Origin of the sequence: Caulobacter segnis (assembly GCF_023935105.1) — a bacterium.
Lineage (GTDB): Bacteria > Pseudomonadota > Alphaproteobacteria > Caulobacterales > Caulobacteraceae > Caulobacter > Caulobacter segnis_B.
Genome location: NZ_CP096040.1, coordinates 4,922,593 through 4,945,716, shown reverse-complemented (window position 1 = coordinate 4,945,716; position 23,124 = coordinate 4,922,593). Strand labels below are relative to the sequence as shown.

At 68.4% G+C, this 23,124-nt stretch carries 20 protein-coding genes; 8 read left to right on the top strand and 12 right to left on the bottom strand.

Translation table 11 applies throughout. The annotated features are described in order from the left end of the window. Positions 1–51 precede the first annotated feature (51 nt). Complete coding sequence (locus MZV50_RS23005) at positions 52–981, bottom strand: LysR family transcriptional regulator (protein ID WP_252631657.1); 930 nt, start codon at positions 979–981, stop codon at positions 52–54. 92 nt (positions 982–1,073) lie between these two features. On the opposite strand from MZV50_RS23005, the gene MZV50_RS23000 reads away from it, so the two are divergent. From MZV50_RS23000 to MZV50_RS22970, 7 genes are all read left to right on the top strand, one after another. Continuing rightward, positions 1,074–1,907, top strand: coding sequence for an SDR family NAD(P)-dependent oxidoreductase (locus MZV50_RS23000; protein WP_252631656.1), 834 nt, complete (start codon positions 1,074–1,076; stop codon positions 1,905–1,907). 124 nt (positions 1,908–2,031) lie between these two features. Beyond that, positions 2,032–3,426 (top strand): MFS transporter, encoded by a 1,395-nt coding sequence (locus MZV50_RS22995; protein ID WP_252631655.1) that lies wholly within the window; start codon positions 2,032–2,034, stop codon positions 3,424–3,426. 242 nt (positions 3,427–3,668) lie between these two features. Next, positions 3,669–4,577: a LysR family transcriptional regulator gene (locus MZV50_RS22990; RefSeq protein WP_252631654.1), complete on the top strand. Its 909-nt coding sequence runs from the start codon at positions 3,669–3,671 to the stop codon at positions 4,575–4,577. Between the two features lie 86 nt (positions 4,578–4,663). Next, positions 4,664–5,875 (top strand): MFS transporter, encoded by a 1,212-nt coding sequence (locus MZV50_RS22985; protein ID WP_252635302.1) that lies wholly within the window; start codon positions 4,664–4,666, stop codon positions 5,873–5,875. 143 nt (positions 5,876–6,018) lie between these two features. Continuing rightward, entirely contained in the window at positions 6,019–6,987 is a 969-nt protein-coding gene (locus MZV50_RS22980; RefSeq protein WP_252631653.1) for an alpha/beta hydrolase, read from the top strand. A 32-nt stretch (positions 6,988–7,019) separates the two neighbouring features. Further along, positions 7,020–7,445, top strand: a complete 426-nt coding sequence (locus MZV50_RS22975) for a cyclophilin-like fold protein (RefSeq protein WP_252631652.1) — start codon at positions 7,020–7,022, stop codon at positions 7,443–7,445. Positions 7,446–7,520: 75 nt separating this feature from the next. After that, entirely contained in the window at positions 7,521–8,024 is a 504-nt protein-coding gene (locus MZV50_RS22970; RefSeq protein WP_252631651.1) for a (R)-mandelonitrile lyase, read from the top strand. Between the two features lie 118 nt (positions 8,025–8,142). Here the strand turns inward: MZV50_RS22970 and MZV50_RS22965 are convergent, their stop codons facing one another. Beyond that, positions 8,143–10,665, bottom strand: a complete 2,523-nt coding sequence (locus MZV50_RS22965) for an ABC transporter permease (protein WP_252631650.1) — start codon at positions 10,663–10,665, stop codon at positions 8,143–8,145. After that, positions 10,662–11,360, bottom strand: a complete 699-nt coding sequence (locus MZV50_RS22960; RefSeq protein WP_252631649.1) for an ABC transporter ATP-binding protein — start codon at positions 11,358–11,360, stop codon at positions 10,662–10,664. Before MZV50_RS22960 ends, MZV50_RS22965 begins: the two co-directional genes overlap by 4 nt. 55 nt (positions 11,361–11,415) lie before the next feature. Here MZV50_RS22960 and MZV50_RS22955 point away from each other — a divergent pair, with 55 nt between their 5' ends. Further along, positions 11,416–12,084: an arylesterase gene (locus MZV50_RS22955; protein WP_252631648.1), complete on the top strand. Its 669-nt coding sequence runs from the start codon at positions 11,416–11,418 to the stop codon at positions 12,082–12,084. Positions 12,085–12,256: 172 nt separating this feature from the next. Here the strand turns inward: MZV50_RS22955 and rpe are convergent, their stop codons facing one another. The 9 genes from rpe to MZV50_RS22910 all read right to left on the bottom strand — a co-directional run bounded on the left by rpe (position 12,257) and on the right by MZV50_RS22910 (position 23,123). Continuing rightward, the gene (gene rpe, locus MZV50_RS22950; RefSeq protein ID WP_252631647.1) at positions 12,257–12,931 is read right to left on the bottom strand and encodes a ribulose-phosphate 3-epimerase; all 675 of its coding nucleotides are present in this window, start codon (positions 12,929–12,931) and stop codon (positions 12,257–12,259) included. Then, positions 12,928–13,746 carry an HAD family hydrolase gene (locus MZV50_RS22945; RefSeq protein ID WP_252631646.1) on the bottom strand — a complete coding sequence of 273 codons (819 nt, stop codon included), beginning with the start codon at positions 13,744–13,746 and terminating at the stop codon, positions 12,928–12,930. The genes rpe and MZV50_RS22945 overlap by 4 nt, the downstream gene beginning before the upstream one ends. After that, complete coding sequence (gene zwf / locus MZV50_RS22940) at positions 13,743–15,215, bottom strand: glucose-6-phosphate dehydrogenase (protein WP_252631645.1); 1,473 nt, start codon at positions 15,213–15,215, stop codon at positions 13,743–13,745. Before zwf ends, MZV50_RS22945 begins: the two co-directional genes overlap by 4 nt. Next, positions 15,212–16,189 carry a phosphogluconate dehydrogenase (NAD(+)-dependent, decarboxylating) gene (gene gnd / locus MZV50_RS22935; RefSeq protein ID WP_252631644.1) on the bottom strand — a complete coding sequence of 326 codons (978 nt, stop codon included), beginning with the start codon at positions 16,187–16,189 and terminating at the stop codon, positions 15,212–15,214. The genes zwf and gnd overlap by 4 nt, the downstream gene beginning before the upstream one ends. Before the next feature lie 47 nt (positions 16,190–16,236). Further along, positions 16,237–17,361 carry a transaldolase gene (tal, locus tag MZV50_RS22930; protein ID WP_252631643.1) on the bottom strand — a complete coding sequence of 375 codons (1,125 nt, stop codon included), beginning with the start codon at positions 17,359–17,361 and terminating at the stop codon, positions 16,237–16,239. Further along, positions 17,358–19,445 carry a transketolase gene (tkt, locus tag MZV50_RS22925; protein ID WP_252631642.1) on the bottom strand — a complete coding sequence of 696 codons (2,088 nt, stop codon included), beginning with the start codon at positions 19,443–19,445 and terminating at the stop codon, positions 17,358–17,360. The genes tal and tkt overlap by 4 nt, the downstream gene beginning before the upstream one ends. A gap of 114 nt (positions 19,446–19,559) precedes the next feature. After that, on the bottom strand, positions 19,560–21,371 hold the full coding sequence (locus MZV50_RS22920; protein WP_252631641.1) for a glycoside hydrolase family 15 protein: 1,812 nt from the start codon (positions 21,369–21,371) through the stop codon (positions 19,560–19,562). A 412-nt stretch (positions 21,372–21,783) separates the two neighbouring features. Then, positions 21,784–22,731, bottom strand: coding sequence for an ATP-binding protein (locus tag MZV50_RS22915; protein WP_252631640.1), 948 nt, complete (start codon positions 22,729–22,731; stop codon positions 21,784–21,786). Then, a complete protein-coding gene (locus MZV50_RS22910) occupies positions 22,692–23,123 on the bottom strand; it encodes a hypothetical protein (protein WP_252631639.1) in 432 nt (143 codons plus the stop codon). The genes MZV50_RS22915 and MZV50_RS22910 overlap by 40 nt, the downstream gene beginning before the upstream one ends. Position 23,124: the final 1 nt, after the last annotated feature.

Sequence of the window (23,124 nt, the reverse complement as noted above, 5' to 3'; positions counted from 1 at the left end):
TCGGAAGCGGGCCAAGGTCGGGTTTTTGGCGCTGCGCCGCCAACGGAAAACTCAGTCGGCCGCCGCAGCGCCTTGGCGCACCGTGTCTATGAAAGCGCGTAGGGCCGGGCTCATCTGCCGTTGCTGAGCAAAGCAAAGGTGATGGCCCGGGAAGGGTTCGCACCAAGCCTCCAACATCGGGACTAGCCGGCCGTCGGCAATAGCGTGGCGAGCGGTGCGCTCGACCGAGAAGGCGACGCCGACGCCGTCTATCGCAGCCTTCAGCGCCATGTCCTTGCTGTTGACGATCAGCGGCCCATCGACCTCGACTTCGAACCAGGCGCCGTTCTCGAAGAACTCCCAGCGGTAGGGCTGAGTGCGGCCCGGCCAGCGCCAGCGGATGCAGTCGTGGCCTAGCAGGTCGCGGGGATGAGCCGGCAGGCCGCGTTCCGCGACATAGCTTGGGGCGGCGACGGGGACCTGCCGCACCGGCGGCTCCAGGGGCACGGCGATCATGTCGCGTTCGATGACCTCGCCGATACGGATGGCGACGTCGAAACCCGACGCCACCGTGTCCACCACCTCGTCATCGACGGTTATGTCCAGGACGACCTTGGGATAGGCGCGGCGGAATGCGGGCAAGATCGGCTGGACGTACAGGTCGGCGGCCGAGCGGAAAACGTGGACCCGCACCGTCCCCGAAGGCTGCTCTTGATAGAGCCGGACTTGGCCGACAGCTTGGCTGAGTTCGGCCACAGCGGGGGCGACGCGGTGGAGCAGTGTCTCGCCCGCCTCGGTCAGGGAGACGCTACGGGTGGTGCGGTTCAGCAGGCGGACCCCGATCCGGTCCTCGAAGGCGCGCACGACTTGACTGAGCGCCGAGGGCGTGACGCCCAGGGTCTCGGCGGCGCGAGTGAAGCTGAGCGCCTGGCCCACGGCCACGAACGCCCGCAGATGGACGAAGTCACCGCTGCTCAGCAGTGCGTCAGTGCTCAAGGTCATTGTTTAGCACGCCTTACAAGCTCACGCAGAATTGGCGCCATTCTGAAGGTGCGAATGCAGGCGCACAAGACTCGCCTCACAAGGAGCATGCGATGACGAAGCATTGGTTCATCACCGGGATTTCGCGCGGTCTGGGGTTGGCGCTGGCTCAGGCCGCGTTGGCGCGGGGCGACACCGTGATCGGCACGGTCCGTTCGGGCGCGCCGTCCATCGAAGTAGGGCCGGGCGAGCTGCACGTCCTGACACTGGACGTCACCGACGGGGTGGCCATCGAGCGAGTGGTCGCTGAGGCCTTCCGCCGGGCGGAAGGGCGGTTGGACGTCGTGGTCAACAATGCCGGCTACGGCCTGTTGGGCGCGCTGGAAGACGCCGGCGACGAGGAGGCCCAGCGCCTGTTCGCCACGGACGTCTTCGGGCCATTCAAGGTAATCCGCGCGGCCCTGCCCGGGCTGCGGGCCCAGGGCGAGGCGCGGATCCTCAACATCACTTCGATCGCGGGCCGAGCGCCGGGCGCGGCGTCGGCGCTGTACGCCGCAGCCAAGCACGCGTTGGAGGGCTTGACGGCGTCGCTGCACCAGGAGGTCGAGCCGCTGGGCATCAAGCTGACCGCCGTCGCGCCGGGGGCCTTCCGGACGGACTTCCTGTCGATGCACTCGATCCGCCTGAGCACCCCAAAGGCCGGGGGCTACGATGCGACGGTTGGCAGGGCCAGCCAGGTTTTCTCGTCGATGGCCGGCCAGCAGTTGGGCGATCCGGCTCGCGCGGCCGATGCCCTGCTGCGCATCGTCGATGCGCCTGATCCGCCGCTGCACCTGCTGCTCGGCTCCGACGCCTTGCGTCGAGCGCGCGCCAAGCTCGCGGCGGTCGAAGCGGAGATCGCGACTTGGGAGGACCTCACGATCAGCACCGACTTTCCGGAAGCTTGAGGCGGAAGGCGGAGCCGAGGCGCCGCGGAACCGTTGCGCCGCGCCGGTCAATCGAAAGGAGACGAACTTGAAGCATGCCGTCAGCCCAGGAGCCCATCGCGACCCTCGCAGATGGACCGCCCTGATGGTCTTGCTGGCGGGGGCGTTCCTGCCTCCGCTGGATTTCTTCATCGTCAATGTGGCCTTGCCGTCGATCCGGGCGGACCTGCAGGCCTCCGCGGCTATGATGCAGCTGATCATCTCGGGCTATGCCACGGCCTATGCCGTGATGCTCGTCACCGGAGGGCGCCTGGGAGATCTTTACGGGCGCCGAAACATCTTTCTGATCGGCATGGCGGGCTTTGCGGCCTCGTCGGCCTTGTGCGGCTGGGCCTCGACCGCCCCGGCGCTAGTCACAGGCCGGGTTCTTCAAGGGGTGTCGGCCGCCATCATGGCGCCCCAGGCCCTGGCCTCGATCAATGCGATCTTCCCGGAAGATGAAAAAGCAAAGGCGCTGAGCCTCTACGCGATGACGTTTGGACTGGCGTCGATGGCGGGCCTGCTTCTGGGCGGAACCTTGATCGCGCTTGATATTTTTGGGCTCGGCTGGCGCAGCATATTCCTGGTCAACCTGCCAGTGATCGCGCTCGCCGCGCCGGCGGCGCTCATCCTGGTGACGGACACACGATCGGATCGTCCAAGCCAGCTGGATATCGGGGGCGCCGTGCTGCTTGCGCTTGGCCTTTGTGCGCTCATAGCGCCGCTGATCGAAGGTCGTGAGCAGGGGTGGCCGCCGTGGGCTTTCGTCATGCTGGCCACCGCCGCCCCGCTCTTGCTCGCGTTCTGGCGATTTGAACGAAGGCTGGAAAAGGCAGGTGGCGACCCGATCGTTGCGCCAGGCCTGCTTCGGACGCCCGGACTTATGCGTGGCCTGCTTGCCGCCCTGTTCTTCTACGTTGTTGCGGCCTTCTGGCTGATATTTTCAATCTACCAGCAAGGGGGCCTCGGCAAGACGCCTTTCGCGGCTGGCTTGGCGATCCTTCCGGCGGCCGCCGGCTTCTTTCTTGGCCCGTTCTTCAGTGGTTGGGTCCTCAAAGTCTTGGGGCGATACGCCGCGGCCGGCGGAATGGGGCTGCAGGCTGTGGGGCTGGCGGCGACGGCGGTTCTGATTTCGGTCGGGCTTCCTCGCCTCTTGTTCGTCGCGCTGCTCGTCGTCGGCGCGGGGCAAGGGATTGCGCTTCCGAACCTCGTCCAGACCGTTGTCCGGGGGATCGACAAGACGCGGTCGGGATTGGCGGCCGGCTTGGTCAATTCGATGTTCCAGATCAGCGGAGCGCTGGCGGCCGCGTTGATTGGCGGATTGTTCTTCTCGGTGCTTGGATCGGCGAGCGACGCAAAATCCATCGGCCACGCCTATGGTATCGCCGTCCTTGCGATCGCTGCCTGTCTTCTCATCGCCGCATGGCTGTCCACCGACATGGCAATCCTCAGGAAGGCCGGCCGTGACGCCCTGGAGATGGCCGAGCGGACTGATCTCTAGCGTATTGCTCATGAACTTTTGCACTGCCGCTAAGGCGGGGCGCGTCTCTGAACGTCATGTTCCTGGAGGCGCGCCAACGGCTGCAACTGGCGCGATCTGGTCGATGCCTGATGCGATCGGCCGGGGAGGGTAAGCGTGGGCGGCAAGCGCCTGGACGCTCGGTGTGCGGGGCGCCCGGCTCGCAACGTTGAGAGCGCTTCATCACGATTGCCATATGCCGCCAGAACGGGTCAGTCTGTGGCATGCCGCTCAGCCGAACCGATCTCGCCGACTTCAGCTACTTCCTCGCCCTGGCCCGGCACCGCAATTTCCGCCGGGCGGGACTGGAGCTGGGCGTCAGCGCCTCGGCGCTCAGCCACTCGCTCAAGGGTCTGGAGGCGCGCCTGGGCGTGCGCCTGCTCAACCGCACCAACCGCAGCGTCACCCTGACGGCGGCAGGCGAGCATCTCCAGGCGTCGATCCTCGGCCCCTTCGAGGCCATCGAGACCGCGGCGGACATGCTCAACAGGTTCCGCGCCGAGCCGGCCGGGCGGATCCGCCTCAATGTCCTCGAACACGCGGGCTCGCTGCTGCTGGCGCCGGTGCTACCGGTCTTCGTCGAGCGCTATCCGGACATCGCCATCGACGTCGTGATCGCCAACCACCTGGTGGATGTGGTCGCGGCCGGAGCCGACGCCGGTATTCGCTATGGCGGCACCGTGCCGGAGGACATGGTCGCCCAGCGCCTGTCGGCCGACATCCGCTGGGTGGTGGTCGGGTCACCCGGCTACCTGGCGCGGTTCGATGCGCCGCTGCATCCTTCGGACCTGGCGCGGCATCGCTGCCTGCGCATCCGGCTGGGCGACGACAGCATCTACCACTGGGAGTTCGAGCGCGGCGAGGAGACGCTGGCGGTGGACGTTCCTGGCCAGGTCACGATCGACGACACCGCTTTCGCCATCGACCTGGTCAAGGGCGGCGCCGCGCTGGCCTATCTGCCCGAACCGTGCATCGCTGCGGAGCTCGCCCGGGGAACGTTGCGGACGGTGCTCGACGACTGGTCCTCGAACGGCCCCGGCTTCCACATCTACTATCCAGGCCGCCGGCAGCTGCCGACCGGGCTGCGCCTGCTGATCGACCTTATCCGAGAAGAGCGCCCGCTCGGCCTGTGACTGGTTGGCGATGATGAGCCAGGCTCAACGCCGCGATAAACGGGGGGCGGCTATTGCGCTAGCGCCCCGCGCCTATCTTGCTGGTCATGGAAACCGCCGCCAGCCTGAACCTCGACACTGCCTCTCCCCGCTCTGACACCGCGCTGTCCGGCCGCGGCCGCTGGAGCGCGGTCCTGGCGCTCACGCTGTGCGTGGCCACCTTGATCGCCTCGGAGTTCATGCCCGTCAGCCTGCTGACGCCGATCGCCACGGACCTGCGGCTGACCGAGGGCATGGCCGGCCAGGCCATCGCCGTATCGGGCCTGTTCGCCGTGCTCACCAGCCTGTCGATCGGCCCGATCGCGCGGCGGGACCGACGCCTTGTGCTGCTCGGCCTGACCGGCGTCATGGCGATCTCGGGACTTCTGGTGGCCTTCGCGCCCAATGCCCCGCTCTTCATGGTCGGCCGCGCTCTGGTCGGCGTCGTCATCGGCGGCTTCTGGTCGCTGTCGGCGGCGACCGTCATGCGCCTGGTCCGGCAAGACGAGGTGCCCCGCGCCCTGGCCCTGGTCAACGGCGGCAACGCCGTGGCCACCCTGGTCGCCGCGCCGCTGGGCGCGTTCCTCGGGCAGTTCATTGGCTGGCGCGGGGCCTTCTTCCTGGTCGTGCCGCTCGCGGCGGTGACCTTCGCCTGGCAATGGCTCGCCCTGCCGAAGATGCCGTCCTCGTCCGACGCAACGCCGAGCGTCCTTGGCGTCCTGCGCCGGCCTTACGCCAAGGCGGGGATGGTGGCGATGGGCCTGCTGTTCGCGGGCCAGTTCGCTCTCTTCACCTATCTGCGCCCGTTCCTCGAAGGCGTCACCCGGCTTGGCGCCTCGCCGCTCTCCCTGGCCCTGTTGCTGATGGGTCTGGCCGGGCTGGTCGGCACGGCCGTGATCGGGCGCCTCGTGGCCGCGAGCCTGAGGACGGTGCTTCTCGTCGCGCCGATGCTGATGGCCGTGATCGCCCTTGGCCTGATCGTCGCCGGCTCGAGCGCCTTGCCGACCATGGCCCTGCTGATCGGCTGGGGCTTCGTGGGCACGGCCCTGCCCGTGGCCTGGTGGACCTGGCTGGCGCGAACCCTTCCCGACGACGCCGACGCGGGCGGGGGCCTGATGGTCGCGGTGATCCAGCTGGCGATCACGGCCGGCGCGGCGTGCGGCGGACTGCTGTTCGACGCCGGCGGCCACCGCGCGACCTTCCTCGTCAGCGCCCTTCTGCTCTGCGCCTCGGCGGGGTTCGCCGCCCTCAGCGTCCCGCGCCATCTCGCCAGCCTCTGACCCCCACGGAGATTTTCATGCAAAGCCCAGATGATCTTCCCACCCTTGCGCGCCCATCGGCGCTGGACCGTCGACTTCTCCTCCAGGGCGTGGGCGCTAGCGTCGCCGCCTCGCTCATCCCCGCAACCGCAAAGGCCCAGGACATGACCCATGGCGCTGAAAACTTCTACAAGAGCGACCGCGTGACCGTTCAGGCGGTCACCTTCAAGACTCAGTATCAAATGACGGTCGCAGGCAGCCTCATCACGCCAAAGAACCTGGCCCCGGGCGCCAAGGCGCCGGCGCTGGTCGTTGGCCATCCGATGGGCGCCGTCAAGGAACAGAGCGCAACCCTCTACGCCATCAAGATGGCCGAGCAGGGCTTCGTGACCCTGGCCATCGACCTGCCGTTCTGGGGCGGAAGCCAAGGTGAGCCGCGCAACGCCGTCGCGCCGGACCTCTACGCCGAGGCGTTCAGCGCCGCGGTGGATTTCCTGGGCACGCGCCCCTTCGTCGATCGCGAGCGGATCGGCGGCATCGGGGTGTGCGGCAGCGGCAGCTTCATCTTGAGCGCGGCCAAGATCGACCCGCGCCTGAAAGCGATCGCCACCGTCAGCATGTACGACATGGGCGCGGCCAATCGCGATGGCCTGAACCACGCCGTCTCGGTCGAGCAGCGCAAGCAGATGATCGCCGCGGCGGCCCAGAAGCGCTGGGCCGAGTTCGAAGGCGGTCCGGTCGAGGTCGCCGGCGGCACAACGCTGCAACTGACGTCCGACACCGATCCTATCCAGCGCGAGTTCTACGACTTCTACCGCACGCCGCGCGGCGAGGTGACGCCGCCTGGCGCGTCGCGAGAGCGCACCACCAAGCCGACGGTGACGAGCAACATCAAGTTCATGAACTTCTACCCGTTCAACGACCTTGAGACGATCTCGCCGCGCCCGTTGCTGTTCATCAGCGGCGACCAGGCTCACTCCAAGGAGTTCAGCGCCGAGGCGTACCGCCGCGCCGCCGAGCCGAAGGAACTAGTCTGGGTGGCCGGCGCGGGCCACGTTGACCTCTACGACCGGGTGGACCTGATCCCGTTCGCCAAGCTGACCCGCTTCTTCCAGCAACACCTGGCCGTCTAGGGCGGCCGGGCCTCAATCTTGGGAGACCCGCCATGCGACGCACCGTCCTGGCCGCCGCCGGCCTCGCCCTCGTCTCAATGGGGCGCGCCATGGCGCAAGAGCGTATCCAGATCGTCTCGCCGTGGGGTGAGGTCACCGCCACCCTGGCCGACAACGCCGCGGCGCGCGCCTTCGCGCGGCGGTTGCCGATGACGATCCAGATGCGCGACCACCTGCGACAGGAAAAGACGGGGATCTTGTCCTCGCCCCTGCCGCAGGCCCAGCGCCAGGTCGATTTCAAGCCCGGCACGCTGGGCCTGTGGGGCTCGGACGAGGTCGTGATCTACTACCGGGGCGGGCGCGTGCCCCAGCCAGGCATCGTCGTCCTCGGCAAGGTGGCTGGCGACGTCTCAATCTTCGATCGCCCGGGCCCCGTCCTGGTGCAGGTGCGTCAGGCCCAGGCCTCGACGGCGAAGTGAGCCTCATGAACGCCCTTTCGCGCGGCGGGCAGACCATCCAGCGCGGACCGGCCCCTAAAGCGTAGGGCATCAACCATGATTACGACCACGCTCATCGCGGTCCTGATCGGGGCTGCGTCCTTCGATCCTCCTCAGAACGGAAACCAAGCCATGGACATCGTCCGCAAAGCCGAGCTCAAGACCGTCGAAGGGCCGGCAGAGTACTTCACGGGCAAGGTGACGATCACGGGCCAGTTCCAACGCCCCGGACCTTCCCGGGTAGGCGGCGCGATCGTCCACTTCGAGCCTGGGGCCCGGACCGCCTGGCATTCGCATCCCGCCGGCCAGACGCTGATCGTCACCGAAGGCGTCGGCTGGACCCAGGCCGAAGGCGGGCCGAAGCTGGAATTCCATGCCGGTGACATCCTCTGGTGCCCGGCCGAGCACAAGCATTGGCATGGTGCGACGCCACACGCGGGGATGACGCACATCGCCATCCAAGAGACCGTCAACGGCTCTCCTGTGACCTGGATGGAGCACGTCAGCGACGTGGACTACCTCACGCCGGTTGCCAATGACCGGAGCGCAGAGAGAAAGTAAGCCGCTGGGGTGCCGTGCACGACGGTTGGCCGGGACCAATTTGGACCGGTGAATGTCGAATTTCTGGAGCTACGCCACTGTTCGCAAATGGCGCGGCGCCGCCGTTGATCCAGACATCTCAATCCCCGCGCAGCACCGGGGCTGGACGTTGGGACAGAGCGAGACTTGCGGCGATCAGGCCGCCGACGCTCGCCAGGCCTGTAGCACCGGTCAAGAGCACCAGGATGCCGCTCCAGTCGATGCTCCAGCGCGCTTCGAAGATCTTGACCACAACCGGCCACGCCGCCGCGACACCAAACAATACGCCCGCTGAGCCGGCGATGAGTCCCACGGCGCCGTACTCTATAACGTAAGCGAGTAGGATCTGGGCGCGCGTCGCCCCTAGCACCTTCAAGGTGGCCGCTTCTCGCGCCCGCGCCCGGGCTCCGGCGGCTATGGCGCCCGCCAGCACCAGTATTCCCGCGAGGCCAGCGACGGCTGCCGCGCCGCGGACGGCCAGCGCCAAGCGGTCGAAGAGGGCGGCGGCCGCGTCCAACTGCTCGCGCACGCTGATCACGTTCACCCCCGGAAAGTCCTGGCCGAGCTCGCGGGTGAGCGTGGCCTCCTGCGCGCGGTCGAGCCTGACGATGGCGACGCTGCGCAGGTCGGCGCCCTCCAGCGTGGCGGGATTAAAGATCAGCGCGAAGTTTGGTCCGAAGCCCCCAAAGTCGACCTTGCGGAGCACAGCGATCCGCGCCTCGATCTCCCGGCCGAGGACCAGAACGGTGATCGTGTCGCCGACCTTGAGGTCGGCGGCGTGGGCGATCTCGACATTGATGGCGACCTGAGGCGGAGCGGCGCTGTCCGCGCGCCACCAGCGACCAGATACAAGGCCCGCCTTCGCCGGTTCTCGAGCGAACAGGGAAAGGCCGATGTCGTTGTCGAACGCCCAGCGCTGCGAGGCCCTTATGCTCTTGGTGTCAACGGGCCGGCCCTTGAGGCGGATGATCCGACCCGTAGCGAACGGCATACGCAGATAGACGTCCTCATGCAGCGGTCCGATTACGTCGGCCACCGCAGCGTCGAAGGCGGCGGCGCGGTCGGCGGGGATCTCGGTGAACACCATGGCCGGCGCTGTGCGTGGAGCGACGTCGCTGACCTGGGCCAGCAGAGCCGACTGGATCAGCACGACCCAGGAGAGGAGGGCGACGCCGAGGCCGATCGCGGGACTTGCAGTCTTCGCCGCCGAGTTCGGGCCGGCGAGGTTGGCAAGGCCGAGCTTGCCGGGGCCGCGCGTCAGCCGGCGAGCGCGGCCCGCGCCTCTGGCCGCAATCCGACCGAGCGCCGAGAGCAGGCCAAAGGCGATGGCGACGCCCGCGATCATGATCGCCGCCGCTAGCGGACTCGGGGCGGTGACCACGGCCAGAGCCGCGAGGCCGGCGCCCGCCACGACCGCGCCGATCGCCTCAGGGCCCAGCGGAAAGTGGGCCTTGGGCGTGCGGCGGAACAGGGCCGAAGGCGGCGTGCTGCGAGCCCGCGCCAGCGGGATCAGCGAGAATGCTGTCGCCGCCAGGAAGCCGAACAGTCCGGCCTTGGCGAGCGGCCACGGATAGACCTTGAACAGCGCTGGGATCGGCAGGTTCGCGCCGGCCATCTGGCCCAGGATCAGTGGGGCGGCTGCGCCGATGACCAAGCCGATCGCCACCCCCAGTAGGGCCAGGACGCCGATCTGGATCAGGTGCAGGTTTCGGATGAGGCCGCTCTCCGCGCCCAGGGCCTTGAGCACCGCGATCGCCGGCTCCCGCGCCGAGAGGTAGGCCGACACCGCGCCGGCGACACCCAGACCGCCGGCCACCAGCGAGGCTAGACCGATAAAGCCCAGAAAGTATTCCAGTTGGTCGATCAGTCGCCGAGCGCCCGGCGCGCTATCCAGTCGATCACGGACCTCCAGATGGGAATCTGGGAACGCGGCCTGGAAGGCCTTGCCCGTGGCGCGGGGATCCTGGCCAGCCGGCAGGCCGATGCGAACCGTGCGGCCGGAGAGACCTCCCGGCGCGAGCAGGCCGGAGCGCTCGAGGACATCGCCGCGGACGAGAACGCGCGGGGCGATGGAGAAGCCGCGCGACAGGCCGTCGGGTTCGCTGAGCAGGCGGGCGCGCACAACCAGGTTCATGGCGCCGGCCTCGAAGCGGTCGCCGATCTTCAGGTGCAGCCGATCCAGCAGGGCGGGGTCGACCGCCGCGCCGGGCAAGCCGTCACGGTCGGCCAGGGCGGCGGCGAGGTTGGGCGCGCCGTCCAGCTTGACGGCGCCGGCCAGCGGGAAACGACTGTCCACCCCGCGCAGGCTGACAAGCCGGCGATCTCCGCCCGGCGCCTGGGCCATGGCGCGGGCGCCGGCGGCATAGGTGGTGACGCCCAGCTTTTCAAAGGCCGCGCGCTCCTTGTCCGTGAAGTCGCGGTTCTCCACCGAAAACGACAGGTCGCCGCCCAGGATCTCACGCGCCTGACTGGCAAGACCTTGGCGGAACGCCTCGGCGGTCGAGCCGGCGGCGGCGATGGCGGCCACGCCCAGGGCCAGGCAGGCCAGGAAGATGCGAAAGCCGCGCACGCCCGAGCGCAGCTCCCGGGCGGCCAGGCGCAAGGCCAGCGGAAGGTTCGTCACGCCGCGATCCGTCCATCGGCCATCCGCACGATGCGATCGGCGCGCGCGGCCAGGGCCGGGTCATGGGTGACCATCACCAGGGCCGCACCGACCTCGGCGACAAGATCGAACATCAGGTTGGCGACGGACGCGGCGGTCGCGCTATCCAGATTGCCGGTCGGCTCGTCGGCGAACAGCAGGGCCGGGCGGGCGGCAAGGGCGCGGGCCAGAGCGACCCGTTGCTGCTCGCCGCCCGACAGTTGGTGCGGATAGTGTGTCAGACGCCCGGACAGGCCGACTCGGCCCAGCCAGTCGCGCGCCGTGGCGCCTGCGCCGCGGACCCCCGCGATCTCCAGCGGGGTTGCGACGTTCTCCTCGGCGGTCATGTTGGGCAGCAGGTGAAAGGCCTGAAACACCAGCGCCGCGCGGCCGCGGCGCAGCCGCGCGCGGCCGTCCTCGTCCAGTTTGGCGAGGTCCTGGCCGAACAAGCGCACCGTTCCGCCAGTAGGCTCTTCAAGCCCGGCCCCGACCGCGATCAACGAGGACTTGCCCGAGCCAGAAGGGCCGATCACGGCTACGCGCTCTCCGGCGCCAACCGTGAGGCCGACGCCGCGCAAGATGTTCACGGGGCCGGCGGTGGAGGGCAAGGTCAAGGCGATGGCCTCCAGGACCAAGGGCGGAACAGCTTGCACTGGGGGCGGAACGCCGTCGGTCATGTCGCTTCCTATGAGGCGGTCTTGTTCCGCCGACAGCAGCCCTACATAGGAAGGCATGAGCCCCACCGCACAGCGTTTTCCCAGCCGCCGCCGATTTTTGCTCGGTCTGGGCCTGATGACTCAGATCGCCGCCGCGCCGAAGTCCGCCGTCGTCACGGTTTTAGGCGACTCCATCACGGCTGGGCTAGGCCTGCCCGCGCGCGACGCCATGCCGGCCCAGCTCCAGTCAGCGCTCCAGAAGATGGGGGTTCCCGCCATCGTCCGAGCGGCGGGCGTCTCGGGCGACACCAGTGGCGGCGGGCTAGCGCGGGTCGGCTTCAGCGTCGGCAACGACACGACCCTCTGCGTCGTCGCACTGGGCGGCAATGATCTGCTACAGGGCGTCGAGCCGTCCAAGACCAAGGCCAATCTGCGCGGCGTTCTCCAGAAACTGAAGGCGCGAGGCATCAAGGCGGTGCTGGTGGGTGTCGGCGCGCCGCCGATAATCGGAGCCGCCTACGCCCGCGAGTTCAACGCGGTTTATCCCAGTTTGGCGCGAGAATTCGCCGTGCCGCTCTATCCCAACATCCTGGCCGGGGTCAGTGGCAATCCGACGCTGATCCAGCGCGATGGCCTCCATCCCAACGCGGAGGGCGCCAAGCGGATCGGCCAGGCCTTGGCGCCAGTCATCGCCAAGGCCTTGAATTCCAGACGAATTTCCGCCGGTGGACGGCGTCCTGGGTAGCCGCCTGGGTCAACTCTGGCCGACGGGGACGGCTAGCAAGTCCGTTGCGGTCGTCGGCGAACGGCCCAAGTCTTCATAGTAATAGGCGCTGATCGTCCAGTTCCTGGAAGCGATCCAAATACCGCTTCTGTCGCTCGTCTGCTGTATGCGGTCCCACCATACGGCCACGCGCTCACGGCCCAGGAGCATAATTGCGCAGCTTGCGGATCGCCTGGGCATAGTCGCCCGAGTTGAAGATCGAGGTTCCGGCCACCAGGACGTCCGCGCCGGCTTCGATGACGGCGGAGGCCGTATGGGCGTCCTGGCCGCCGTCGACCTCGATGTGCGGCGACAGGTCCCGGGCGTCGCACAGCTGGCGCAAGGCGGCGATCTTGGGCAGCATCTCGGGAAGGAAAGCCTGGCCGCCGAAGCCGGGATTGACCGTCATCACCAGCACGATATCGACCAGGTGCAGCACGTGTTCGATCCAGGCGATCGGGGTGGCGGGATCGATCACGACGCCTGGGCGACAGCCCAGCTCGCGCACCTGGGAGAGCACGCGGTGCAGGTGGACCGTCGAACCCGGCTCGGCCTGGACCAGCAGGTGATCAGCGCCGGCGTCGCGATAGCGTTCCAGCGATCGCTCCGGCTCGACGACCATCAGGTGGACGTTCAACGGCTTGGCGGTGCTCCGGCGGATCGCCTTGACGATCGAAGGGCCAAACGAGATCTCGGGCACGAACCGGCCGTCCATGATGTCGACATGGATCCAGTCGGCGCCGGCGGCGTCGATGGCGCGCACCTCCTCGCCCAGCCGCGTGAAGTCGGCCGCCAGGACGGAGGGCGCGATCTTGATCGGCCGGCTCATGCCGGGGCCTCCGTGCGCAGGATGTAGCGGTCGATGGCCCTGGAGACGCCGTCGTCGTCGTTGGAAGCGGTGACGAAGCGCGCCGCCGCCCGGACGTGCTCGGGCGCCTGGCCCATGGCGATGGCCAGACCCGCGCGGGCGAACATCGGCAGGTCGTTGGCCATGTCGCCGATCGCGGCGGTTTCGGCGAGCGACACGCCGGCGGCCTTGGCGACCGCGGCGATGCCATCGCCCTTGTTGGCGGCCGGGGCGGTGATGTCGAGATAGTAGGGCTGCGAGCGGGCGACCGTGGCGCGCTCGCCGACAGCGGCGATGACCTTGGCTTCCAGCCGCGCGAGGCCTGCGTGGTCCTCGCTGATCGCCACGATCTTGTCGACCCGGTCGAGGCCGGAGAAGTCGGCGACCAGAGTCGGCTCGGTATCGGCGGCCAAGCGCTCGTGGTCGGTATGGATGTTGCGGGTGTCGCGGCTGTACCAGAGCCCGTGGGCGAACAGCCAGATGTCGACGCCGGCCGCCTCCAGCAGGGCGAGCGACGTGGTCGCGACGTCTGGCTCCAGCCGCTGGGCGCTGAGCACGGCGCCGCTGGCGTCGATCAGCGTGCCGCCGTTGAATGCGCCGAGAGGGCCTGGAATGTCCAACGCCTTGGCCAAGCGAAGCATCCCGCTGGGCGGACGAGCGCTGATCAGCGTGGCGGTGATCCCCGCAGTACGCAGGCGGCCGAAGGCGTCGATGGTAACCTGGGACAACGTCTTATCGCCACGCACCAGCGTGCCGTCGACGTCGGAAACCAGGAGCTTGATGGGGAGCACGCTCATGAGCCCAGACGATGCCATTGGCGGCCATCGCGCGCCATCAGGGCGTCGGCGCCGGCGGGGCCATCGCTGCCGGCGGCGTAATCCTCCAGAGGGGCGTCGCCCTGCGCCATCAAGGTCAGGAACGGCTGCACCGCCCGCCAGGCCGCCTCGATTTCGTCGCCGCGCTGGAACAGCGACGGATCGCCGATCAGCACGTCGTAGATCAGGGTTTCGTAGCCGGTCGAACCGCCCATCTCGAAATGGTCCTTGTAACGGAAGGCCATCGAGACAGGCGCGGTGTTAGCCAGCGGTCCAGGAGCCTTGGCGACGAAATCGAGCGTGATGCCCTCGTCGGGCCCGATCTGCAGGATCAGCTGGTTGGCCGGCGTCGGGCCTTCGGATTCGCGGAAGAGCGCCAGGGCAGGGGGCTTGAAGGCGATGACGATCTCGGTGTCGTGCGTCGACATCGCCTTGCCGGTGCGCAGGTAGATCGGCACGCTGGCCAGACGCCAGGTGTCGACCTCCAGCTTCAGGGCGACATAGGTCTCGGTGTCGCCGTCCGCCGCGACGTCCGACTCGGCGACATAGTCCTTGAGCGGCTTGCCGGCCGCTTGGCCGGCGGTGTAGCGGCCGCGCGCCATGTTGGTCTTGGCGTCCTCGGGCGAGGGCGGGCGGATCGCGCCGATCACCCGCGCCCGCTCGGCGCGCACGGCCTCGGCGTCGAAGCTGTTGGGCGCCTCCATGCCAACCATGGCCAGCAACTTGAAAAGGTGGTTGGGGACCATGTCGCGCAGCGCGCCGGTGGCGTCATAGAACTTGCCGCGCGTGCCCACGCCGATCGTCTCGGCGGCGGTGATCTGGATGTGGTCGATGAAGCGGTTGTTCCACACCGCCTCGAGTAGGCTGTTGCCGAACCGCGCGACCAGGATGTTGCGGACGGTGTCCTTCCCCAGGAAGTGGTCGATCCGATAGAGCTGCTCCTCGGTCGCCACCTTCAGCAGACGGGCGTTGAGGGCCTTGGCCGACTCGAGGTCGACGCCGAACGGCTTTTCGATCACCACCCGGCGGAAGCCCTCGCTTTCATCGAGGAGGTCGGCGTGGCCCAGGCCCTCCACGATCTCGGCGAAGAACGACGGGCTGGTGGCCAGATAGAAGACTACGTTGGCCTGGCCCTTCAGCTTGTCGGCCAGGGCCTGGAAGGTCGCCGGCTCGGTGAAGTCGCCCTGCAGATAGGTGATCCCGCCGCGCAGCGCGCTCCACGCCGACTTCGCGGCGGCGTCATCCGGCGGGATGAACTCACCCAAGGCCTTGGCCAGGTCTTCGTCGTTTCCCTCGCCGTGGCTGACGCCGATGACCGAGAGACCTTCGCCGATCAGCCCGTCCCGCCGCAGATTGGCCAGCGACGGCGCCAGCAGCCGACGCGCCAAGTCGCCCATCGCACCAAAGATCACCAGGGAGGCGTCGGGGGCGAGGGGAGGGCGCTGCGTCAATTCGGCGTCTCCACGTGGCCGCCGAAGCCGAAGCGCATGGCCGACAGCAGCTTCTCGCCGTAGGTGTTCTCGCTGCGCGAGCGGTAGCGGGCGTAGAGCGCGGCCGACAGCACGTTGGCCGGCACGGCCTCTTCCATGGCCGCCTCGATGGTCCAGTGCCCTTCGCCGCTGTCGGCGACCTTGCCGTTGAAGCCGTCAAGGGCCCCGTCCTTGGCCAGGGCCGAGGCGCTGAGGTCCAGCAGCCAGGAGCTGATCACGCTGCCGCGGCGCCAGACCTCGGCGATGTCGGGCAGGTCCAGCGTGAAGCGCTCGTCCTCCGGCAGGAGCTCTGAGGCCTTGTTCTTGAGGATGTCGAAGCCCTCGGCATAGGCCTGCATCAGGCCGTACTCGATGCCGTTGTGCACCATCTTGACGAAGTGCCCGGCGCCGGCCGGACCGGCATGGATATAGCCGCGCTCGGCGCGATCGTCGGCGGCGTCGCGGCCCTTGGTGCGCGCGATGTCGCCATAGCCCGGGGCCAGGGTCGCGAAGATGGGGTCCAGCTTGCTGACCACGGCGTCGTCGCCGCCGATCATCATGCAGTAGCCGCGCTCCAGTCCCCAGACGCCGCCCGAGGTGCCGACATCGACATAGTCGAGGTTCTTGGCGCGCAACGCCTTGGCCCGGCGAATGTCGTCCTTGTAGAAGCTGTTGCCGCCGTCGATGATGATGTCGCCGGGGCTGGCGAAACCCGCGATCTCATCGATCGTCTCGTCGGTGACCGCGCCGGCCGGCAGCATCACCCAGTAGATCGCGCTCTGGCCCAGCTTGGCGCGCATGTCCTGAAGATCAGTCGAGGCGATCGCGCCTTCCTTGGCCAGTTCCTGCACCGGCTCGGGCGAGCGGTTGTGCACCACCACCTCATGGCCGCCGCGCATCAAACGACGGACGATGTTGGCGCCCATGCGGCCAAGGCCGATCACACCGATCTTCATGACTGGGTCCCTTCGAGATGTTGAGGCGCGGCGATTGTGCCGTAGGATTATTCCGCTGTGTCTTGGACGAAGGCGCGGCGCTTTTCCTCGACGGCGGCCAATAGGGTGTCGGCGGCGTCGGAGAATTGCTTGACGCCGTCGGCGACCAGCGCCGCCGTGACGCCGGGTAGGTCCAGGCCCAGGGCGGCCGCCTTCTCCAGTATGGCTCTGGCGTCCGCGGTCCCCTCGGTCAGGGTCTGGTCGACCTCGCCGTGGTCGCGGAAGGCGTCCAGGGTCTTGGGCGGCACGGTATTGACGGTGTCGGGGCCGATCAGGGTTTCGATATAGAGCACGTCGCGATAGTCGGGATTCTTGACCCCGGTCGAGGCCCACAGCAGCCGCTGGGGCATGGCGCCCTTGGCGGCCAGCGCCGTCCAGCGCGGGCTGGCGATCAGGTCCTGGTACCAGGCATAGGCCAGCTTGGCGTTGGCGATGGCGATCTTACCGGCCAGCGCCTTGGCGTCAGCCGTGTCCAGCGCCGCGATCTTCTTGTCCATCTGGGTGTCGATGCGGCTGACGAAGAAGCTGGCGACGCTGGCGATCCTGTCGATGGGCCGGCCCTTGGCGACGCGGGCTTCTAGCCCAGCCAGATAGGCCTCGGCCACGGCCTGGTAGGCCTCGATCGAGAACAGCAGGGTGATGTTGATGTTCAGCCCGTCCTCGATCAGCGCGCGGACGGCCGGGACGCCGGCGTCCGTGCCGGGGACCTTGATCATCAGGTTGCGCCGGTCGACCGCCTTCCACAGCCGCCGCGCCTCGGCGATCGTGCCGTCGGTGTCGTTGGCCAGGTAGGGCGAGACCTCGAGGCTGACATAGCCATCCTTGCCGTCCAGGCGATCGTAGGTCGGCAGCAGGGCGTCGGCCGCCGTCTGGATGTCGGCGATGGCCAGGCTCTCATAAACTGCCGTCGCGTCGGCGTCGGGGTGGGCCTTCACGAAGGTCTTCACCGCCTCGTCATAGGCGTCGCTGTGGCCAATGGCCTTCTCGAAGATCGAGGGGTTGGAGGTGACGCCGGTCAGGCCGTCCTCGGCGATCAGCTTGTCCAGTCCGCCATCGGCCAGGAACTCGCGATCGACGAAATCCAGCCAAACGCCCTGTCCGGCGGCGGCGAGGGTCTTCAGGCGGTTGCTCATGACTGTTCTTCCAGCTTGGCGATCAGCGCCTTGGCCCGCGCGACCACCTTGTCCGGCGTGAAGCCGTACTTGTCCTGCAGCTTGGCTAGCGGGGCCGAGGCGCCGAAGGTGTTCATGGTGATGGTCTCGCCATCGAAGCCGACATAGCGGTCCCAGCCGATCGGACCGGCCTGCTCGATGGCCAGGCGCGCCCGGACGGCGCGCGGCAGGACCTGCTCGCGATAGGTGGCGTCCTGCTTTTCAAACACCGACCAGGACGGCATCGACACCACGCGCGAGCGGATGCTGGCGGCCGCGAGGGTTTCGTGTGCCGCCACGGCGAGGGGGACCTCGCTGCCGGTGGCCAGCAGGATGATCTGCGGCGTCCCGTCGGAGTCGGCCAGGACATAGGCCCCCTTGGCCAGGCCGTCGGCCGCGGCGTAGCGCGTGCGGTCGATGGTCGGCAGGGCCTGGCGGCTGAGGATCAGGCAACTGGGCTCGTTCGACTGGGCCATGGCCATCTTCCACGCCTGGGCGGTCTCGTTGGCGTCGGCCGGGCGGATGACATTGAGCCCGGGAATGGCGCGCAAGGCGGCCAGATGCTCGATCGGCTGGTGGGTGGGGCCGTCCTCGCCGACTCCGATGGAATCGTGGGTGAACACGAAGACCGTCGGGATCTCCATGATCGCCGCCAGCCGGATCGGCGGCCGCATATAGTCGCTGAACACCAGGAAGGTGGCGGTGAACGATCGCAGGTAAGACAGCGCCATGCCGTTGGCGATCGACCCCATGGCGTGCTCGCGGACGCCGAAGTGCATGGTGCGACCGCCGTAGTCGTCGGCCTGCAGCTGTCTCGCGCCTTCGAAGGTCAGGTCGGTCTTGGTCGAGGGTGACAGGTCCGCCGCGCCGCCGACCAGGCCCAGGACGTGCTGGGCGATAGCGTTGAGCGCCTTGCCGCCAGCGTCGCGCGAGGCGATCCCCTTGGCGTCCGTCGCGAAGGTCGGGATGTCCTTGTCCCAGCCGTCGGGCAGCTTGCCCGACCGCAGGCGCTCGAAGGTTTCGGCCAGGTCCGGATAGCGCTCGCGATAGCGGGCGAAGGTCGCGTCCCAGGCTTCGCGCAGCGGGCGGCCGCGGTCGGCGACGGCGGCGTGGGCATGGTCGGCGACGCCGTTGGGCACCAGGAACTGGGCGTCTTCCGGCCAGCCGTAGGACCGCTTGGCGGCCTTGCTCTCGTCCGCGCCCAGCGGCTCGCCGTGCGCCTTCTCGGTATTGGCCTTGGTCGGCGCGCCATATCCGATGACGCTGTTGACGACGATCAGGGTCGGGGCGTCCTCGGTGGCCTTGAAGGTCTCGATCGCGCGGGCGAGGGCGGCGGTGTCGTTGGCGTCGTCGACATGCAGGGTCTTCCAGCCATAGGCCCGGAAGCGCGCGGCCACGTCCTCGGTGAAGGCGAGGGATGTGTGGCCCTCGATGCTGATCGTGTTGCTGTCGTAGATCCAGCACAGGTTCGACAGTTTGTAGTGGCCCGCCAGCGAGGCGGCTTCGCTGGAGACGCCCTCCATCATGTCGCCGTCGCCGCACAGCACGTAGACGTCGTGGTCGAACAGCTGGGCGTCGTCGCGATTGAAGCGCGCGGCCAGCCAGCGCTCGGCCAGGGCCATGCCCACCGAATTGCCGCAGCCCTGGCCCAGCGGGCCGGTGGTGGTCTCGACCCCAGTGGTCATGCGGTATTCGGGGTGGCCCGGAGTCTTGGACGACAGCTGCCGGAACTGGCGGATGTCCTCGAGGCTGACGGCGGGCTGGCCGGTCGGGCGGCCCTCGGCGTCGATCTCACGCACGCCGGTCAGGTGCAGCAGGCCGTAGAGCAACATTGAGGCATGGCCGGCCGACAGCACGAAACGGTCGCGGTTGGGCCAGTCCGGCTTGTCCGGGTCATAGCGCAGGAACCGGCTCCACAGGGTATAGCCAACCGGGGCCATGGCCATGGGCGTTCCGGGATGGCCGGAATTGGCCTTCTCGACCGCGTCGATCGCCAGGGTGCGCAGGGTGGTGATCGCCAGCGCGTCCAAATCCTGCTCCCGCGGATCGACCGTTTGAGCCGCCATCTGGATCTCCTGAAGAGCGTCAGCCCGTCGATGTAGGAACGCGCGATCGTTAGGAAAACCCCGCCTCCAAGACGCAGTTCCGCCGAAACACAGCGTTCTGTCGAATGGCGGACTCTAGGCGCGCCACTGCTGACTTTTGTCGTCGTCGAGCGCCCGGTTCAGGTAGAAGGCCGCGCTGATCAGGGCCAGGTGGGTGAACGCCTGGGGGAAGTTGCCGATCAGCTGGGCCCGGGCGTCGAACTCCTCAGCATAGAGGTGCAGATGGTTGCCGTACCGCAGTAGCTTCTCGAAATTGGCCCGCGCCTGCTCGAGACGGCCCGCGCGCGCTAGGCACTCGACGTACCAGAACGAACAGGCCGCGAAGCTGCCCTCCCGGCCGGTCAATCCGTCCTCGCCGGCGTAGCGGCGCACCAGGCCATCGTCGGTCAGCTGCTCGCCAATGGCGTCCAGCGTCGCCAGCCAGGCCGGATCCTTGGCCCCGATGAAGCGCACCAGCGGCATCATCAGGATCGCGCCGTCCAGCTCGCGACTGCCCTTGCTCTGCACGAAATGGCCCAGCTCCGGGTTCCAGAAGTTCTCCCAGATGTCGTCGTTGATGGCGTTGCGGGCCTGGATCCAGGTCTCGAACGGGGCGGCCAGCGAACGTTTGCTGGCCAGGCGGATGGCGCGGTCGACCGCCACCCAGCACATCAGCCGTGAGTGCAGGTGCTCGCGCGGCTCGCGCCGAACCTCCCAGATCCCCGCGTCCGGCGTTTGCCAGGTCTTGCAGACATGGTCGACGACGTGGCGCACGCCCAGCCAGTCGGCGTGGGAGATCGCCTCGCCGTACTTGTTGCTCAGATAGATGGAATCCAGCAGCTCGCCGTAGATATCCAACTGCAGTTGGCCCGCCGCGGCGTTGCCGATCACGACGGGCTTGGCCCCGCCGTAGCCGGCCAGGTGATCCAGGGCGGTTTCCGGCGGTTCGGGCGAGCCGTCCATGGCGTACATGATGTCGAGGCGGCCGCCGGACTCGACCGCGCGGTCGGCGACCCAGCGGGTGAAAGCCGTGGCCTCATCCAGGTAGCCCAGGCGCATCAGGCTGTAGACGGTGAACGAGGCGTCGCGGATCCAGGTCGCCCGGTAGTCCCAGTTGCGCGAGCCGCCCCGGGCCTCGGGCAGACCGAAGGTCGCGGCGGCGGCGATCGAGCCATGACGCTTCGAGGTCAGGAGCTTGAGCACCAGGGCCGATCGGGTGACCGCCTCGCGCCAGCGGCCCTTGTAGGTCGAGCGCTTGGCCCAGTCCCGCCAGTCGCGGGTGGTGCGTTGGATGGCGGCCTCCAGCGCGTGGCCTTCGAGCCGGGGCGAGGCCTCGTCGTCGAGCACGAAGTCGGCGCGCTCGCCGGCGTTGAGCGTGAAGCGGGCGGTGGCGCCGTCGTCTTCCGCCGCGAAGGCGACGGGGCCGGTCAGGCGCAGGCTCAGACCGTCAGGGCTCGAGAACATGGCGGCGTCTTCGATCACCGTCACCTTGGGGCGCTGGCGGGCATAGTCCGGGCGCGGCGTGCAGCGCAGGTCGATGGTCACGGTTCCGCGCGTCACGCGCACGCTACGGATCAGGCGGCAGACACAGTCGCCGTTCGCGTCGGGGATGGGCATCAGGTCGATGATCTCGACGCTGGTGGTTTCGCCTATCCAGCGGGTCAGCAGCACGTTGGTGTCGGGCAGGTACATCTGCATTGTGCGCGCATCGTCGATCCGCGGCGACAGCACGAAGACCCCGCCCTGGTCGACATCGAGCAAGGCGGCGAAGATGGTTGGGCTGTCGAAATGGGGCCAGCATAGGAAGTCGATGGCGCCGTCCGTGGCCACGAGGGCCGTGGTGGACAGGTTGCCGATGACGCCATGATCGGCGATTTCCCGCTCGGCGGCCTTGTTGTGGTCGATCACGGCCGGATCCTGAAACGCGCAAGTCAGAGAGAAAGGAGCCAGCGTTTCGGTGCGGACCGTTAGGCGATCCAACTCCGCGCTTGCGCGACTCCAACGCACCGCGCTCGTAAACGTCCCCGGCGATCTTGACCTAACGCCTTCGGCAGAACACAGCGGCTCGTTGAAAAGAGCATGTCGTCTCGGCTCTGCTCTCTTTCAAAGACGTCGACAAAGTCGCGTCTATGGAGCTGGGTCGACGGCAGCTATTGGCGCTCAGTGACCTTTTACCAGTCACGTGCGCCTCAAGCGAACATCAGGAGGCGGAGCTATCTCCAGCAGGCCGGCCTCGGATGCTCGACGACGCTGCTTAAGCCATTCCTCCACTCCTTCCAGATTCTAGCGCTGACACACCAATCATGGCCCCGCATCTGGCCTAGCCCGCTGGCAGCACCACGATCGCCGCCAGGCCGCCGGCCTCGCGGTTGGCCAGCACCAGCCGTCCCCCGTGCGCCTGGGCCAGGGCCTGAACGATCGACAGCCCCAGGCCCGCGCCGCCGGTGCGACGACTACGCGAGGTCTCGCCACGTTCGAAGGGGGCGGTGATCCTGGCCAGCACGTCGTCCGGCAGACCGGGGCCGCGATCCAGCACCGCGATGCGGACCTCCTCGCCGACGGCCTCGACTTCCAGTGACACCACGCCGCCGTAAATCACGGCATTGTCGACCAGATTGTTCAGCATCCGCCGCAGCGCCACCGGCGAGACCAGGGCGTTGACCGTCGAGCCCGGCGCCAGGGTTACGGCCTGGCCCATCTCGGCGCGCAGCGCGACCAGGGTCTCCAGCTCGCGCTGGATCGCTACCGGCCGCGCGCGGTCGCCACGCCCGGCCTCCTGGCGGGCGAACAGCAGGGTGTCCTCCAGGAGTTGGGCCATCTCGGTCAGGTCGGCGCCGGCCTTGGCCCGTTGTTCGGGGTCGGCGATGAACTCGGCGCGCAGGGTCAGGCGGGTCAGGTAGGTGCGCAGGTCGTGGGCGATGGCCGCCAACATGCGGGTGCGCTCGTCCATCAGCCCCCGGATTCGTTCGCGCATGGTGTTGAAGGCGGCCGACAAGTCGCGGATCTCGCGCGGGCCGCCGGGCGGCAGCGGGGCGGCGTCCAGGTCGTCGCCGAAGCGAGTCACGGCCTGGGCCAGGCTGGCCACCGGTCGGGCGGTCTGGCGCACCGCGACCAGCAGCATGAGCAAGGTGACCATCAGCAACGCCGCGCAGGCCAGGGTGACGCGGCCCAGATAGCGGCGGGCCGATTCCGGGGCGCGCCGGCGCAGGGTCAGCACCGCTCCATCCTTCAGTCGCACCGACAGGCGCAGGGCTGCTCGGCCGGGCATGGGGCCGTCCCGCAGCCGCCCGCCGCGCCGCACCTCGATCCGCCAGTCGCGGCCCGCCAGCACCCGACCATAGGCGGCGTAGCCGGGTCGCGCGCGTCGGCCGGTCGGGCGCGGCGCAGGAGCGCTGGGAAGGCGTCGTCGAGGCTGGCGCGGATCACCCCGGTGTCCAGCGCCTTCAGCACCGCCGGCCGGGCCGAGCTGGGCGAGGCCTCCAGCGCCTCGACCATCGCCACCGCCTCGTCGGGCTGGGGCAGCTGGTAGAAGCGCACGCCGCCGCCGGCGCCGCTGCCCGTCGGCCAGATCATCAGGGCCGCGCCCAGCGCCAGCAGCACGGCCAGGCCCGCCAGCAGGATGGCGGCGATGCGCGAGGAGAGATTGTCGACCAGAACCATG

Bases quoted from the DNA above. Each gene is read 5' to 3' on its own strand.
- MZV50_RS23005 (WP_252631657.1), bottom strand. From the start codon at position 981: ATGACCTTGAGCACTGACGCACTGCTGAGCAGCGGTGACTTCGTCCAT.
- MZV50_RS23000 (WP_252631656.1), top strand. From the start codon at position 1,074: ATGACGAAGCATTGGTTCATCACCGGGATTTCGCGCGGTCTGGGGTTG.
- MZV50_RS22995 (WP_252631655.1), top strand. From the start codon at position 2,032: ATGGTCTTGCTGGCGGGGGCGTTCCTGCCTCCGCTGGATTTCTTCATC.
- MZV50_RS22990 (WP_252631654.1), top strand. From the start codon at position 3,669: ATGCCGCTCAGCCGAACCGATCTCGCCGACTTCAGCTACTTCCTCGCC.
- MZV50_RS22985 (WP_252635302.1), top strand. From the start codon at position 4,664: ATGGAAACCGCCGCCAGCCTGAACCTCGACACTGCCTCTCCCCGCTCT.
- MZV50_RS22980 (WP_252631653.1), top strand. From the start codon at position 6,019: ATGACCCATGGCGCTGAAAACTTCTACAAGAGCGACCGCGTGACCGTT.
- MZV50_RS22975 (WP_252631652.1), top strand. From the start codon at position 7,020: ATGCGACGCACCGTCCTGGCCGCCGCCGGCCTCGCCCTCGTCTCAATG.
- MZV50_RS22970 (WP_252631651.1), top strand. From the start codon at position 7,521: ATGATTACGACCACGCTCATCGCGGTCCTGATCGGGGCTGCGTCCTTC.
- MZV50_RS22960 (WP_252631649.1), bottom strand. From the start codon at position 11,360: ATGACCGACGGCGTTCCGCCCCCAGTGCAAGCTGTTCCGCCCTTGGTC.
- MZV50_RS22955 (WP_252631648.1), top strand. From the start codon at position 11,416: ATGAGCCCCACCGCACAGCGTTTTCCCAGCCGCCGCCGATTTTTGCTC.
- rpe (WP_252631647.1), bottom strand. From the start codon at position 12,931: ATGAGCCGGCCGATCAAGATCGCGCCCTCCGTCCTGGCGGCCGACTTC.
- MZV50_RS22945 (WP_252631646.1), bottom strand. From the start codon at position 13,746: ATGAGCGTGCTCCCCATCAAGCTCCTGGTTTCCGACGTCGACGGCACG.
- gnd (WP_252631644.1), bottom strand. From the start codon at position 16,189: ATGAAGATCGGTGTGATCGGCCTTGGCCGCATGGGCGCCAACATCGTC.
- tal (WP_252631643.1), bottom strand. From the start codon at position 17,361: ATGAGCAACCGCCTGAAGACCCTCGCCGCCGCCGGACAGGGCGTTTGG.
- tkt (WP_252631642.1), bottom strand. From the start codon at position 19,445: ATGGCGGCTCAAACGGTCGATCCGCGGGAGCAGGATTTGGACGCGCTG.
- MZV50_RS22915 (WP_252631640.1), bottom strand. From the start codon at position 22,731: ATGCCCGGCCGAGCAGCCCTGCGCCTGTCGGTGCGACTGAAGGATGGA.
- MZV50_RS22910 (WP_252631639.1), bottom strand. From the start codon at position 23,123: ATGGTTCTGGTCGACAATCTCTCCTCGCGCATCGCCGCCATCCTGCTG.